Annotated in this window: 15 protein-coding genes, 3 tRNA genes and 1 pseudogene; 5 read left to right on the top strand and 14 right to left on the bottom strand. The window is 66.2% G+C overall.

The genetic code is table 11. The annotated features are described in order from the left end of the window. Positions 1 to 17: 17 nt before the first annotated feature. Positions 18 to 1,487: a condensation domain-containing protein gene (locus BN3906_RS10955; protein ID WP_078057379.1), complete on the bottom strand. Its 1,470-nt coding sequence runs from the start codon at positions 1,485 to 1,487 to the stop codon at positions 18 to 20. Positions 1,488 to 1,542: 55 nt separating this feature from the next. Between BN3906_RS10955 and BN3906_RS10960 the strand changes: the two genes are divergently transcribed. After that, entirely contained in the window at positions 1,543 to 2,412 is an 870-nt protein-coding gene (locus tag BN3906_RS10960; protein ID WP_066588274.1) for an alpha/beta fold hydrolase, read from the top strand. Positions 2,413 to 2,571: 159 nt separating this feature from the next. On the opposite strand, the gene BN3906_RS10965 is transcribed toward BN3906_RS10960, so the two are convergent. Continuing rightward, a tRNA-Arg gene (locus tag BN3906_RS10965) sits at positions 2,572 to 2,644 on the bottom strand. Between the two features lie 168 nt (positions 2,645 to 2,812). Beyond that, positions 2,813 to 3,631, bottom strand: a complete 819-nt coding sequence (locus BN3906_RS10970; RefSeq protein ID WP_147592930.1) for an SDR family oxidoreductase — start codon at positions 3,629 to 3,631, stop codon at positions 2,813 to 2,815. 358 nt (positions 3,632 to 3,989) lie between these two features. On the opposite strand from BN3906_RS10970, the gene BN3906_RS10975 reads away from it, so the two are divergent. After that, positions 3,990 to 4,289, top strand: coding sequence for a hypothetical protein (locus tag BN3906_RS10975; RefSeq protein WP_078057380.1), 300 nt, complete (start codon positions 3,990 to 3,992; stop codon positions 4,287 to 4,289). Between the two features lie 80 nt (positions 4,290 to 4,369). Here BN3906_RS10975 and BN3906_RS14575 read toward each other — a convergent pair. The 4 genes and pseudogenes from BN3906_RS14575 to BN3906_RS11000 all read right to left on the bottom strand — a co-directional run bounded on the left by BN3906_RS14575 (position 4,370) and on the right by BN3906_RS11000 (position 7,493). Then, positions 4,370 to 5,563 (bottom strand): annotated as a pseudogene (locus BN3906_RS14575) (IS3 family transposase). 318 nt (positions 5,564 to 5,881) lie between these two features. Further along, positions 5,882 to 6,583: a VIT1/CCC1 transporter family protein gene (locus tag BN3906_RS10990; RefSeq protein ID WP_066588281.1), complete on the bottom strand. Its 702-nt coding sequence runs from the start codon at positions 6,581 to 6,583 to the stop codon at positions 5,882 to 5,884. A gap of 76 nt (positions 6,584 to 6,659) precedes the next feature. After that, entirely contained in the window at positions 6,660 to 7,094 is a 435-nt protein-coding gene (locus BN3906_RS10995) for a hypothetical protein (RefSeq protein ID WP_066588289.1), read from the bottom strand. Between the two features lie 3 nt (positions 7,095 to 7,097). Beyond that, positions 7,098 to 7,493: a hypothetical protein gene (locus tag BN3906_RS11000; protein ID WP_066588291.1), complete on the bottom strand. Its 396-nt coding sequence runs from the start codon at positions 7,491 to 7,493 to the stop codon at positions 7,098 to 7,100. Positions 7,494 to 7,522: 29 nt separating this feature from the next. On the opposite strand from BN3906_RS11000, the gene BN3906_RS11005 reads away from it, so the two are divergent. Further along, positions 7,523 to 8,641, top strand: coding sequence for a tyrosine-type recombinase/integrase (locus tag BN3906_RS11005; protein ID WP_066588293.1), 1,119 nt, complete (start codon positions 7,523 to 7,525; stop codon positions 8,639 to 8,641). A 5-nt stretch (positions 8,642 to 8,646) separates the two neighbouring features. Here the strand turns inward: BN3906_RS11005 and BN3906_RS11010 are convergent, their stop codons facing one another. The 5 genes from BN3906_RS11010 to BN3906_RS11025 form a co-directional block, all read right to left on the bottom strand. Continuing rightward, positions 8,647 to 9,078: a hypothetical protein gene (locus BN3906_RS11010; protein ID WP_147592932.1), complete on the bottom strand. Its 432-nt coding sequence runs from the start codon at positions 9,076 to 9,078 to the stop codon at positions 8,647 to 8,649. Beyond that, positions 9,075 to 9,365 (bottom strand): Panacea domain-containing protein, encoded by a 291-nt coding sequence (locus tag BN3906_RS11015; RefSeq protein WP_261796981.1) that lies wholly within the window; start codon positions 9,363 to 9,365, stop codon positions 9,075 to 9,077. Before BN3906_RS11015 ends, BN3906_RS11010 begins: the two co-directional genes overlap by 4 nt. Next, a complete protein-coding gene (locus BN3906_RS15175) occupies positions 9,338 to 9,532 on the bottom strand; it encodes a Panacea domain-containing protein (RefSeq protein ID WP_261796982.1) in 195 nt (64 codons plus the stop codon). Before BN3906_RS15175 ends, BN3906_RS11015 begins: the two co-directional genes overlap by 28 nt. 305 nt (positions 9,533 to 9,837) lie before the next feature. Continuing rightward, positions 9,838 to 9,910 (bottom strand) — tRNA-Arg (locus BN3906_RS11020). Positions 9,911 to 10,086: 176 nt separating this feature from the next. Then, a tRNA-Ser gene (locus BN3906_RS11025) sits at positions 10,087 to 10,178 on the bottom strand. An 88-nt stretch (positions 10,179 to 10,266) separates the two neighbouring features. Between BN3906_RS11025 and BN3906_RS11030 the strand changes: the two genes are divergently transcribed. Both BN3906_RS11030 and BN3906_RS11035 read left to right on the top strand, forming a co-directional pair. Further along, positions 10,267 to 11,433 carry an aminotransferase class I/II-fold pyridoxal phosphate-dependent enzyme gene (locus BN3906_RS11030; RefSeq protein ID WP_066588303.1) on the top strand — a complete coding sequence of 389 codons (1,167 nt, stop codon included), beginning with the start codon at positions 10,267 to 10,269 and terminating at the stop codon, positions 11,431 to 11,433. Between the two features lie 34 nt (positions 11,434 to 11,467). Beyond that, a complete protein-coding gene (locus BN3906_RS11035) occupies positions 11,468 to 12,076 on the top strand; it encodes a hypothetical protein (protein ID WP_066588306.1) in 609 nt (202 codons plus the stop codon). A gap of 57 nt (positions 12,077 to 12,133) precedes the next feature. On the opposite strand, the gene BN3906_RS11040 is transcribed toward BN3906_RS11035, so the two are convergent. After that, on the bottom strand, positions 12,134 to 12,922 hold the full coding sequence (locus BN3906_RS11040) for a septum formation family protein (protein ID WP_078057382.1): 789 nt from the start codon (positions 12,920 to 12,922) through the stop codon (positions 12,134 to 12,136). Between the two features lie 49 nt (positions 12,923 to 12,971). Then, positions 12,972 to 14,348, bottom strand: coding sequence for a class I SAM-dependent methyltransferase (locus BN3906_RS11045; protein ID WP_147592934.1), 1,377 nt, complete (start codon positions 14,346 to 14,348; stop codon positions 12,972 to 12,974). Positions 14,349 to 14,357: the final 9 nt, after the last annotated feature.

Here is a 14,357-nt window from a genome sequence, read left to right on the forward strand (position 1 = left end):
AGTCAGCGGTCTCCGGCTCAGAGAAGAAGCCCGTCGGTCCCGGGAACTGTCTCGGTGGTGGCCCCGGGAACTGTCCCGGTGGCGTCCTCCCTCCCGCCGGACGCACCGACCGACGGTTCCACCAGTGCCCGCAGCCTCTCGACGACCAGACGTGACCAGGAGCCCACAGTCTCGCAGGCCTCCGGAGTCTGCGGATAGCGCACCCGCAGGCGCATACCGTCGGAGTTGAGCACGAACCAGGCCATCACCCCGTCGGTCCTGATCCACGCCGACACATGCTGGGGGTGTGCCTCCGCAGGCACCTGAACCGGCAGACGGCGGTTGTCCAGCCACGACAGTGCGAACATTCCCGGGGTCTTCGGCATACCGCCCCAGGGTCGCAGCAGGGGTTCCAGGGGGTGGGAGCCCAGGCCGATGGCGTCGGAGACTGCGGCATCGCAGTCGAGCGGGTCGGCGGAGTCGCATTCGAGGACCGAGTTGGTGATGAACCAGCCCACCGAGTCCGCCCATTTCCTGCGGTCACCCTCCGGGCCCCGACGGGAATGGACCGGGAACACCGCGCGCAACGGCCCGGCGTCCATGAGATGGTTGACCTGCACCAGGACGCTGACGGTCAGCGGCAGCAGACGGACGCCGGCGTCATGGGCAACCGACTCCAGGGCGGCGACCCCGTCGGCGTCCAGCACGTCCACCACCTCGACGACCTCGTCGCGGGGGGCGGAGACGTCACCGAGGGTCAACGGGAACCTGGGCATCAGCCCTCCCCCGTCCGCCATGATCCGGGCCCAACGGTTACGCACCTCGTCGGGGGCGGTGGGCCTCCGCTCCAGTTCCCGGGTGTGGTCAGCAAAAGAAGGGACGCTCGGCCTGAGCCGCACCGGACTGTCGGCGGACAGTTCTGTGGACCGTCCCACCCCCGCTTCTTCACCGACCCCGAGGAAGGCGAGCATGTCGCGGACGAGCACCAGCAGGGACCAGGCGTCACCGTGGCAGTGGTCGAGTCCGATCACCGCGGTGCGGGTCCCGTCGTCGTGTGCCACCACGGTCATCCGGTACGAGGGAAGCCCGAAGGGTTCACACGTGGCGTCAAAGAGTTCACGCAGGACCTTCCGGGGGTCCTCTGACCCGTCACCGACCCGGCGCCACTGTCCACCTGTGACGATGATGTCGTGTGTGCGTACCAGTGTCGGGGAACCCGGCGGGGCGCTGCGCGAGGCCGGATCCTGGGTCAGTACCGTGCGCAACGTACCGTGCCGGTCGATGACCCTGCGCCAGGCGTCACCGATTCTGCCCAGCCCCACCGGTGGAATACAGAAGGAGACCGCCAGCCAGGAACCCGGGCGCGTACCGGCACCTGCGTGCATGCTCTGGTCGAATGATGCGGCATGACCGTCGGGGTGCGCCCCCGGTGCGGGGGCGACCGTCGTCTCGAACACATGAACCTGTCCTGCAGAAATGTCCATACGGGCTACAGTTGTGAGTCTCATGCCCCGCAATCTAGGCAGACGGGGTTACGGCGGTATTTCCGGGAAGGGACAAACCATGGGTGGCACGGGCGGAACGATCGAGGCGACCGACGCAGTTGACGCGACAGCGGGTTACATCGACGGACTCGCCTACGATGCGTGGGGGCCGGCGAACGGAATCCCGGTCGTCCAGCTGCACGGACTGACATCCAGCCGCGCCCGTGACGTGGTCCTTCACCTGGACCTCACCGCGGGGCAGGACCACCTGCGCGTCCTGCGCTACGACGCTCGTGGACACGGGCATTCTCTCGGAGCGAGGATCCCGGCCCTGTACCACTGGACCTCCCTGGCACGTGACCTCGGCAAAATGGTGCATTTCTTCGACGAGACGGGGCCGGACGGCCGGACCGTCACCCCGGCGGTGCATGCGGTGGGGCAGTCCATGGGCTCGGCGACGATTCTCACTGCGGCGGCATCCGACCCCGCCACCGCCCGTGAGCGTTTCGCCTCTCTGGTGCTGGGAATCCCTCCTACCGTGTGGGAGTGGCGCGGTGACCGCGCCGCCATCTACGAGGCGAACGCCAGGTTCGTCGAAGAGCACGGTCTGGCGGCGTTCGCCGAGACCACCCGGGCGGAACCGGTGCCTCCGACCAGGGCCGCCGACGTGCCGTTCACCTGGCCCGACATCGACCAGTCACTGCTGCCGTCGGTGTACCGGGGGGCCGCGGGCAATGACCTGCCACCGCGCGAACGGATCGCAGAGCTGGGCCGTACGGGGATTCCGGTGTTCATGCTCGGCTGGGGGGAGGACAAAGGTCACCCGCTGGCGGTCATGGAGGAACTGAAGAAGCTGCTGCCGCAGGCGAGGACGACAGTGGCCCGGACCCCGGAGGATGTCGCGGAGTGGCCCGGCCTGATCGGACAGTTCATCCGGGAGCACGCGTGAGCCTGCCGGGGTTACCGGGCGCTTGCACAGTGCCTGCACCGGACGCGCCCGGACCGGCCACATCCCGGGGACAACTCGGTGCGGACAACGAAAAACCGGAGGTCACCAACTCTTTCGAATTGGTGACCTCCGGCCCTGCAGTTCGTGAACTGCACAGCGTGCGCCCGGAGGGATTCGAACCCCCAACCTTCTGATCCGTAGTCAGATGCTCTATCCGTTGAGCTACGGGCGCTTTCCTGTTGTTGCCGGATCGCCCTGCAACGAGGACATAGCTTACACAGCGACCCGGCGCATCACAAAGAGGCAGATCAGTACGGGTTATCCCGCGTTCTCCGGCGCCATGCCGGGAAGGTCAGGGCCCGCCCGGGCCGGTCAGGTCGGGTCCCAGGTCAGTCCCAGGTCAGGTGAGTCTGCTGACCAGCCACAGCGGAGAGACCCGGAGCAGGAGCGCCACGCCCCTCCACGGAAGGGCCGGGACGAACGCCCTTCGTCGGCGTTTCTCCACCGCAGTCATGATCGCGCGCACTCCGGTCTGCGTGGAGACCATGAACGGTGGCCGCCGTCCCCCGGCCGGACTGTCACCGGCCGGACTGTCACCGGCCGAGGCCCCGCCGGTGATCCCTGCGGTCATCTCCGACTCGATGAAGCCCGGCAGCACCACCGTCACATCGACCGGCAGCCGTGAACGCAGGAACTCACTCTGCAGGCCCTCCCCCAGGTTCGCGACGAACGCTTTCGTCGCTCCGTAGGTGGTTACCGCACCGCGGTTGCCCCGCACCGCCGACACCGAGGACACCAGGACGAGGTGTCCTCTCCCCTGTTCCCTGAAGATCTCGGTGGCCGCCTCCGCCTGTGCGAGGGCTCCGAGGACATTGGTGACGGCGGTCTCCCGGTTGGCTTCAGGGAAACCCGACCCGATTTTCCTCCCCTTTCCCAGGCCCGCATTGACCACGACCCTGTCGAGGTGTCCCGCGTCGGTGTCGGCGGTCCTGAAGACTCTGCGCACGGCGTCGGCATCGGTGACGTCAAGGGCGTAGGTCCGCACCGTGACCGTGGGGAAGGACGCCGTGATCTCCGCGGCGAGGGCGTCAAGCCGGTCGGTCCTGCGGGCACACAGTGCGAGATCGTGTCCGAGCGCAGCGGACTGGCGGGCGATCTCAGCTCCGATCCCGGAGCTCGCCCCCGTAATGAGAGTGGTGAAAGTCACGTGGGTGGGCACGGGTCCGAACCTAACAGAAGTACCCCGTGTCCGGAGGCTGTTCGCCGGGTCCGGTCACGGGGTACAAGAAAAGCGTGCGCGGTCCACGATACCAGCTCACAGCCCCGATCCAACGCCTCGTTCCCGCTCACACCCTGCGGAAACTCCCGAGGGTTTCCGCGCACTTGTAACACCCTCCAGCACTCCCTCGCAAACGGACCAGAAACCAACTGACGGTCCTATTCCCCAGCTCTCTCCACCACTCCCTGGAGACCCGTGTCGGCTCCGTGGCGATTCTCGACACCGACTCGTGGACGTGGCGCGTGGCCTCGGGCAGGCGCGACACCGGCGACGACCTAACGATGTGGAACGAGGAAGCATGACTGTCCACCCCGACTACCCCGATCCCCGGATGATCCCGGATGACGTCCCCTTCGAGCACGTCTGCGAGGTCTGCGGGAAAACCGAGTCGCTGACCTCCACCGAGGCCTACGCGGCCGGCTGGGGCTACCCACCGCAGATGTACCAGTGGGGTGTGGTTTCCCCGCGTACCTGCGGACGCTGCGGGATGGACGCCACGGTGTGGTGGGCGTTGATGGCCGATCGCAAGCAGTTAGAGGATCTCACGCCGGAGCAGCTGGCCACGGTCGACAGGATCCGTAACGAGATACCGGATTAGGAGGAGCCCCATGACCAACAGCCAGGAAACCTCGGACACCAGCACCCGGGACTGCTGCGCGGATAGGTGACAGGGTGTAGTCACGCCGTCAGTGCGACGGTCGTGTTCATGATGGTCTCGAACTCGATGGGCGTCAAACGGCCCAGGCGTGCCTGTCTGCGGCGTCGGTGGTAGGTCCGCTCGATCCAGGTGACGATCGCGATGCGCAGCTGCTCGCGGGTGGTCCAGGCTCGGCGGTCGAGGACGTTCTTCTGCAGCAGGGCGAAGAACGATTCCATGGCGGCGTTGTCCCCGCTGGAGCCGACGCGGCCCATGGATCCGACCAGGCGATGACGGGCCAGAGCGCGCAGGAACTTCCTGCTACGAAATTGACTGCCCCTGTCGCTGTGGACGATGCAGCCGGCGACGTCGCCGCGCATCGAGACGGCGTTCTCGAGCGCCTGAACGGCCAGGCGGGACTTCATCCTCGAGCCGATCGAGTACCCGACGATCTTGCCGCTGCAGGCGTCTTTGATGGCGCAGCAGTAGAGCTTGCCTTCGGCGGTCTTGTGCTCCGTGATGTCGACGAGCCAGAGCTGGTTCGGGGCGTCGGCGGCGAAGACGTGCCGGGTCCGGCCGTGCTCGTCGATGACGGCGCAGAGGTCGTCGTGGACCGGCGGTCCCGGCTTCTTGCCGTTACGGCCCCGCTTCTTCCCGAACGCGGACCACCAGCGGTTCGCTGAGGCGCTCCGCCACGCGGTCGGGTCCGGCATCGCCTCACCCGCGTCGCGGGCCTCGTCGGCCAGCAGCCGGTGCCCGAATTCTCCGGTCGTCGCGGTGTGCGTCGAACAGCGCGTTCGCGCGATACGCCTCCACCACCTCGCTTGTGGTGATGGGGTTCGCCAGCCACCGGTAGTAGGGCTGACGGGAGAGCTTGAGCACCCGACACGTCACCGTCACAGGGATCCCTGCTTCGGCGAGCTCCGTCACGAGCGGGTAGAACCTTTTCCCGGCAGGTTCGCCTGCGACAGGTACGCCGCCGCACGCCGGAGGACCTCGTTCTCCTGCTCGAGGAGCCGGTTCCGCTTGCGCAGCTCACGGATCTCCGCAGCCTCGGTTCGGGTCGTTCCGGGCTTGGCTCCGGCGTCGATGTCGGCGCGACGCAGCCACTTCTGCAGCGTCATGGGGTGAACGCCGAAGTCTTTCGCGATCTGCTCGATCGTCACTCCGGGCTCACGGTTCCTCGCGACGCGCACGACATCGTCACGAAACTCGGACGGGTAAGGCTTGGGCACAGCAACATCCTTCCAGGCCCACCCCACGGCAAGCCAGATCAGATGTCACCTACTCGCGCAGCAGTCCCATTCGAACCCCCAACCTTCTGATCCGTAGTCAGATTCGATATGGGCTTGACCTGCTGCGCAACTCTCCGTGTTCGGTTATGGTTCGGAACCAGAATGCGAGGAGGCCCCCACCGTCCATGGACGATGGGGGCCGTGTGGGGAGCGCTGCCCCTGGGAGGGGGCGACACCGGGGTGGCCCGGCGAGGAAGTCGCTGCGGCGCAGGAGACGTACTCCGATGCCCCCACAGTCCGAGTTGCGGGTAGAAGAGGCTATACGGGGAAGAGTGAGCCGATCCCGTATGTCAACGCCAGCCCTATCGCACCGCCGATGATGAGCCGAGCCACCGACCTTCTCGTCCGCGTGTCTGATAGCCGGGCTGAGACTAAGCCTGTGCCCCCAAGTGACACCAGAGTTACCAAGGTCACCACTGCGGCCGCGGAACTGTGCGGAGCGAGAAGGACTGATACCAACGGCAGCAGAGCACCCAGGATGAAGGACAGCGCTGAGGAGGCAGCCGCGGACCAGGGGCTAGTGAGGTCCTCTGCGTCTATCCCCAACTCAAGCTGCAGATGGGCATGAAGCGGATCTCCGGCATGAATCTCCGCTGCTGCCGTAGCCGCAGTTTTCTCCGACACGCCGAACCCCCGGAGAATCTCCTCCATCTCACTGGTCTCCTCGGTCGGCATGTCCCTCAGCTCACCGCTCTCTTTAGCGATGAGGGACTTCTCACTGTCGCGCTGGGCAGACACCGAGACATACTCGCCCAGCGCCATGGACACCGCACCGGCAACAGCAGCTGCCATGCCGGCAGTGAAGGTCTCTGTAGCCCCAGCTCCGGCGGCGATGACTCCGAGCAACAGGGCAGAGGTGGAGACGATACCGTCGTTTGCTCCGAGCACTCCGGCGCGCAGTGTGTTCAGCTTCGAACTCACGGAAGTCGAATGTGCTTCACCTGGATGTGTCGAGTGCATAACGTCACAGTAGGGGAGCAATCCGGGTATCTACCAGCGTGGACAGGCTTCCTTCACCGCCGCCTGACCCTCTCATCTACCGTATCCGGCGCGCAGCCTCCACATCCGGTCGGATGAGATCCGGCACCGGCGGGAGCCACGGCGGGCGGACCGGCCCGAGATGTTCATCGGCGGCATCCTCGCGGTGCGCGATGTGGTCAATGGCGACACCATGGCGATGGGACACCTCCGTGATCCTCACCTCCTGCAGGGTTATTCTCTCCCCTTGGTCAGACACGGTGCGTTCGGTCCGCTCGATGGTCTTCTCCGCGCGCTCCAGTGCTGCGCCCAGGGACCGGACAGCATTCTCGGATTCCTCGACTGCCACTGACCGAGCCGTATGCTCGGCGTCTGTCTTCGCCTGCGCGATCTGCGCCTGCGTCTCGGTCCGTTCCTTCCGGATCTTCCAGACCACTCCCACTACCGCGATGATGAGTGGGACGGCACTGGCGATGGTGAGGTCCGCGAGCATCTGTCACCTCTCCCTGACTGCCAGGAACCTTCTGACCATTTCGGACAGGCCCGCGGCGTCCATCGAGGGTGAAGGCAGAGCGTGGCATCCGGCTTCCTCGGTTGTCTCCTGCGTGCTCTGGCCGGTGAAGGTCTCCGCAGCGGTGACCGCAGCTTCGTCGTGGGTGTGACGGGCGTCGATGTAGTCCGCCTGCCACTGCTGCAGCTTCTCGATCTGCGAGTCCGAGAATCGGTTCTTCGTCTCCCTGACACCGAGGACGGTGCCCAGGGTTGTGACACAGATGACGGTGAGCATGGCCCAGTCCGGCAGGTTGATCCCCATGGACATCGCACCGGCGGCGATGGTGACGACCGCGCCGACGAGCGCGGTGACAGTGTTGGCGACTTTCCGCCCCCCCACGGCTGCGCTTCGAGCTTGTCGTTGATGATGTGGCCGATGAACTCAAGGTCCGTCGACGTGGACTGCGGTGTGGTGGCCATAGGTCAGTTCCTCGGGACGCCGCCGAAGAGTTCGCCGCGACGAAGGGCGGCAAGTCGAAGTCCACCGTCGACAACTACCACTCGGCGTGGCGGCAGCACCGGGAGCCCGAGTGGGCTGACCGCACGTGCGCCTCAATCAGACGATCCGAGGTCGTCGTCTGGCTCCACGGACTGACAACCACCAAGGGCACCGAGCCGAGTGATGATCCGCGCCCGCTGGGGGACTCCACCCGCCGCCTGGTCGCCCTGACGATGAAACAGCTGCTCGACGCCACGGTCGAGGAGCGCGTACTCCTCCACAACCCCATGAAGCCGAAGGACGTGCCCACCCAGGGCCCGGTGGAGCGCCGGTATCTCTCGGTGCCGGAGTTCGACCGGCTGTGCGCGGCCGCCGACGAGCTCGACCGGGCGGCCACCGAAAACGGGGAAGAGGTGGAGCCGCGGATCCGGATGACCATCGAGACGCTCGTGCGCACCGGCGTGCGCCCCGGGGAAGCCTTCGGGTTCCAGGTCGGGGACTTCTCCCCCACCCGGGGGCGCATCCGCGTCCAGCGGGATGTGGACGCCCTCGGCCGCATCGACACGACGAAGACCGACCGTCATCGGGACGTTCCCGTCGGCGGCGAGTTCTGCATGGACCTCGAGGACTGGGTCGAGGGTCGCACCAGGGGCGAGTGGCTGCTGCCGGCCACCGCCGACGGGCATGTGTGGACCTCGGCGCGGTGGCGGACGGTGTGGAAGAAGTTGCGGGATGCCGCCGGCATTGAGGACAACTTCACGACCTACGAGCTGCGGCACACCGCGGCGTCACTGGCGATCCACGCGGGGGCGAATGCCTACACCGTCGCTCGGATGCTCGGGCACTCCGACGTCTCCACGACGCTCAAGCACTACGGGCTTCTGTGGGACGAGGAGCTCGACGCGATCCCGGCGCGGATGGACGAGCACATGCGGGAGGAGCGGGGGCGGTTCCGTGCCCGGCGCGAGCGCGCGGCGGAGAAGAATCTCGGCCGGAGGAAGGACGAGCCCGGGGACGCCGGTAGTGGGTCGGGCGTTCGGGCGGTGTGACTGGATCACCCGTGGTTGTACAGCTCGTTGTACTTCTTCTCGATCCAGATGACGTAGTAGACGTTGTCCACCTTCACCCCTGCCATCGGCAAGTTTCCATGGTGCCGGAACACCATGAACTTGTCCTCGGCGGCAAACCGCTCCGGGATGGCTGGCTTGAACTCTCTCTTCGGCAGCTTCTCGCTGCCGATGTTGTGCCTATCGATCTGGGACAGCTCGCGCCATGTCTTCACCGAGCGCTTCTGCCACTTGCAGACGAACTCCCGGCACTGCTCGTCTGACAGCTCTTCGAAGTCCCACCCCTTTTCGAGAAATCGGAACGACAGTACGGGATACTCCTGTCGAGGATCATGGGTGGGCGCGAACACCCTCCCCGGGTCCTGCGGCGCGCCGCTGTTCGGCGGCGTCCCCCGCCGCTTCCTCTTTTTGACACTCACTGCTGGCAGAAGAACTCTTTGAGATCAGCATCAGTGATCTCCACATTGCGTCCTTCGACGAAGTTCTTCCGCCAGGGGGTCTCCTGATGGGTCTTGTTGCGCAGGGCCCAGGCGGAGTAGACAGCGTACTTCTGCCAGGTCTCAACGAGGGAATCCTCGACTTGTGCGTAGTCACCCCAGTCGAAGTCGTCGCCGATGAAGGCGTCCGCATCGATGGGATTCTTCCCGTAGTGCCTCAGCTCCCGGTACACGCCACGGACTACCGGCCCATGCGCCCATGCCTGCATCTGGTCAGGGAACAGGGGAAGACCGCCGCTGTTTTCATGTAGACGCCCTTCGCGTAGTAGAGCAGCTTCTGCAACTTCAGGGGGGTCAGGTCGGCGTCCTCTGACTCCTCTGCCCACGCGACGAACCACTTGGCGATGTCAATCGCGCTCAGTCCAGTTCCAACCACGGTGTTCACCTCCGCTCCCTTCTCCAGCAATGTCGTATCTGTTCAGGAAGTAGTTTTCCTGTTCGTCCTACCCTATCGCAGGGGACGTGTCGTGTTAACGTGTGACGCGGCGTTTTCCATCCGTGCAACCCCAATCAGGTGCGACAAGGCTTCCCTGCCCCAGGAGCCCCGTTCGGTGTTCGGGATCTGTTCGTGACGAGCACACACGACCAGGCGTGATGTGTCGTGTTCTCCCATGGCCCGGACATGACTGAACCCCCAGGCCAGAGGGTGTCTGACCTGGGGGTTTGTGTCCAGATAAAGCGTGCGCCCGGAGGGATTCGAACCCCCAACCTTCTGATCCGTAGTCAGATGCTCTATCCGTTGAGCTACGGGCGCCCGCTGTTTCCAGCGACTTCAGTCTCCCCGGCACACCACCAGACGGAATACGTCACCCTGCCCCGGGGTACACCACACACCCCGTATAGCGGGACAGGGGCCACAGTGTCCGGAACTCACCACAAGATCCGGACGGCACACTGACGCATCCTCACGAAAGCCGTGGGAAACTGAAGTGGCGGAGACGAGAGGATTTGAACCTCCGGTCCTCGGTTAAGAGGACAACTCATTAGCAGTGAGTCCCATTCGGCCGCTCTGGCACGTCTCCACGCCGTCGCACTCACGCAACGGCTTTTGTCACCCTACATCAGCCCCCGCAGGGCCGACAAACCTGCACGGAGACTAGGCTGTTGACCATGATAAGGCCTGCTCTGTCCACCCTCCCGTCCTACGTCGCCGGCCGCAGCGACCCGCAGGGGGTGAAGCTGTCCAGCAACGAGAGCTGCCGGGGACCGCTGCCCGGTGTGGTCGACGCCGCAGCACACGCTCTCGCAGAGTCCAACCGGTACCCGGACATGGCGGCCCTCGAGCTCCGCACCTCAATCGCACGGTGGCTCGACGACGACTCCGCCCTCAGCCTCACCGCCGAGAACGTCGCCGTCGGTGCGGGGTCCTCCGCTCTCATCCAGCAGGCCGTCCTGGCGTGTTGCCGGGGTGGTGACAGCACTGCCGCAGACAGCTCCGCAGAGAGCGCCGGACAGGGCGCTGCACAGGATGACAGACAGGGCTCCGGCGACTGTGCTCCGGTGGCGGACCAGGTCATCTACCCGTGGCGCAGTTTCGAGGCCTACCCGATCTTCGCCAAGGTGGCGGGTGCCGAGGCCGTGGAGATCCCCCTGACTCCGGACCTGCGCAACGATCTTCCCGCGATGTCCGCCGCCGTGACCGACCGCACCCGGCTGGTCATCGTCTGCAACCCGAACAACCCGACGTCGACCACCGTGTCCCGGACAGAGCTCGAGGAGTTCATCGACTCGATCCCCGACGACGTCCACATCCTGCTCGACGAGGCGTACTACGAGTACGTCCGTGACGAGTCCTCCCCGGACGGTCTGAGTCTGCTGGACAGGCACCCCGGTCTGGCGGTCGCGCGGACGTTCTCCAAGGCGTTCGGGCTGGCCGGTCTGCGGGTCGGTTACGTCATCGGACGCCCCGGGTTCATTGACGCGCTGAACAAGGTCTGCATCCCGTTCAGCAACAATGCCGTGGCCCAGGCCGCCGCGGTCGCGAGTATCGCCGCCCGGGAGGAACTGCTCGGCCGCACCGACGAGACCGCCGTTCAGCGTGAGAGGGTTCTGGCGCGTCTGCCTGAGTCCCTGCGTGGGCAGGCCGAGGCGAACTTCGTGTGGCTTCCGCTGGGTGACCGTGCCCGGGAGCTCACCGACGCAATGGCGGCCTGCCACGTGGCGGTCCGTTGTTTCGACGGCGAGGGTGTGCGCATCACCGTGACCGACGAGGCGGAGACGGATCTGCTGCTCAGCGTGCTCGACGTCGTGGACATCGACAAGTTCGCACGTCCTTAACAGTGGCGTAACCCGGGGGGCGGACCATTCGTACATGGACACACCGACCTTCTCCCCCCTGTTCGCGACCCGTCCCGCCTCCACCCCGGCGGTCCACGATCTCGCCGGGTTCAACGCCGCGCCCGCCGAGCAGCTCACCACACTGCTGACGTTCATGACCGCCTGCCGGGAACTTGCCCGCACCATCGTGGTGGGAAGACCGTACCTGCGGGACGGGGACGTCTACAACGCGGCGGCGAGGTCGCTCCACACTCTGCCGACCCCGCTGATCAAGGGGATCGTGGACGTGCACCGCCCCATCGACCGGGTGCCCCTGATCGAGGACGCCGCGAACGCGGGATCGTTGAGCGCAGACCAGATCGCCGAACTGCGCGAGGCGGCACTGGGATATGCGGCGGTCCAGGGACACCTGTTCATCGCCGACCCTGAGGTGTGGGGTTCCCCCGAGGCCGTCGCAATGATCCCGGTGTCCGACCCGCAGGCGGTTCCCCCGGTCGAGGAGGTCTACACCCGACTTCTCGCTGACGTGGACCGGCGCACCGCCCTGCCACCGGCGAAGGCCTGGGAACTGACCGTGGCACACCTCGAGGAGTCCAACCGGCTCAAGCTCGAGACCCTTCTCGGAACCGGGGCCGGCGACTGACCGCAGGGTCCGCGCCACCGGGAGCATGACGGGACCCCGGCGTCCTTCCCGGTGGAATCAGTACCCGGCGTCCTTCAACGTCCCCGGAATGTACCCCGCGGAAGGGTCGGTGACCACGCAGGTGACCGTGCGGTCCCCACGTGCCCAGCTCTCTTTCGACGGGGCGTAGGTCACGACATCGAAGACGGAGTAGGCGAAGGGGTAGCCGATGTAGTCCTCGAAGGCGTCCCCGGTGCACACGGCGGCGGTGAGCCGGTTCATCTTCTGCCCCGGGAAGAGGACTTCGTTGTCGAGCTCCCGCTGCTCGAACACCTCACCGACATGGGGCAGGTCACAGTCGGTCTTCGTCACCCCGGTCGCGGAGTCAGGGACGGTGTCGTCGAGGACGCCCGGCTCCGATGCACTCGCAGTGTCCCGGGGCTCGTCGGGGACACCGTCCCCGTCCCGGTCCCCGCCGTCGTCGTTCTGCGAGGCAGAGCGGGTCGTACGTTCCTCTGTGCCGGACGGGGCCACTGTCCCTGAGCCTGCGCCCCGCACACCACGGGCAGGGGTCTCCGACGTGGTGGCGGGACCCGTGGCGTCACCGGTATCTTCCCCCGGTTCCTCCCCGGTGCCCTCTGCCGCGCCCCGGTCCCCGAGGTCAGCGACACAGTCACCGACGGTGAGCCCGAGCGTCACCGGATCCGCCTCCGTCGTCCCGGCCGCGGACGTGCCCGACGTCGGTGAGGTGGTACCGGCACCCCCGGACGGATCCACACTGTCGTCCCCGGAACTGCACGCGGTCAGGAGCAGGGCGGTGACGGCGGCAGTGGTCAGGACACCGGCGCCCGTGAATGGCCTTGGCATGTGGCCGATTCTAGAGGCCGGCCCCGTCACACCGGGAACAGGGCGCCGGTCAGGGCCTCCACCACTGACGTGTCGGGACGCCGGTGAACCCGTCCTCGTCCGGCTTCACCCCGAGCACCTGGTGCAGCTGGACCTTGTTGTGCTCGAAATGCCACTCGGCCCCGGCCATGTACAGTCCGAACAGGCGGGCGGTGGGCTCCCCCACCAGTGCAACGGCTTCGTCCCAGTTCGCCACCAGCAACTCACACCAGTCGTGGAGGGTGCGCTGGTAGTTGGGGCGCAGGTCCTCCTCGTGGACCACGTCGAAACCGGCGTCCTGCATGATCGTGATGATCCGGCCGGAACCTGTCAGCTCACCGTCGGGGAAGATGTACCGGTCGATGAACTGGCCGGTCTTCGTCCTGACGTTGTTCGGACGGGTGATGCAGTGGTTGAGCATTCGCCCGCCCGGACGGAGCTTCCCGTAGAGGAACGAGAAGTAGGCGCCGTAGTTCTGCACGCCGATATGCTCGAGGATTCCGATGGCGCTGACGGCGTCGAACTTCGTCTCCCGGATGTCGCGGTAGTCCATGCACCTGACCTCGGCGAGATCCTGCAGCCCCTCCTCCTCGATCTTCGCACGGCCCCACTCGTACTGCTCCTGTGACAGTGTCACACCCAGTGCCTTCACCCCGTGGCGGGCCGCGTACCTGACCATTCCACCCCAGCCACAGCCGACGTCGAGGAGCCGGTCACCCGGCTTCAGCCGCAGTTTGTCGAAGACGAGACGGTGTTTGTTGTCCTGTGCGGCGGTCAGCGGAGCATTGGCGTCCGCACCTTTCGGCCAGTTCACCGGATTCCAGTCCCCGTAGGGGCCGGGGATGTTGTCGAGCCCCTCGTCCTCCGGGTAGTAGGCACAGGTGTAGGCCATCGAGTCGCCGAGGAAAAGCTCGTAGAAGTCGTTGCCGACATCGTAGTGGCGGCTCACGACCTCCTTGTCACGCTCCCGGGAATGCCTCGACAGTCCTTCGAGCAGTGCCCGCTTCCACCCTGGCAGGGTCTCCTGCGCCGGGGCGGGCTGGAACCGGAACGCCCCCAGCCGCTTCAGACTGCGCGCGATCGCAACCGCGTCGGACGCCGTGGGCCTGTGGAACTGGCCGTAGAGATGCTGCAGGTGGTCGAAGACTGCGACGGGGTGTCCCGGGTGTTCGCCGCTGACCCGCAGGCCGCCGGTGATGTACGCCCGGGCCAGACCGAGGTCACCGGGTGCGGTGACCGCGTAGGCGAGTGCATCCGGCGACGTGATGTCGAGGTGCAGCGGGGCGTCCTCCGGCCCGGCGGTGGAACCGTCGAATGCGGTGACACGGAAGGGCATCGGCGGTGCGACGCACTTCTCCACGATCTGTCCCACGGTCAGTGGGGTGAAAGCGGTGCGGCTGCTGCTCATCAGCGACTC

The sequence above is a fragment of the Corynebacterium provencense genome (genome assembly GCA_900049755.1).
Taxonomy (GTDB): Bacteria; Actinomycetota; Actinomycetes; order Mycobacteriales; family Mycobacteriaceae; genus Corynebacterium; species Corynebacterium neomassiliense.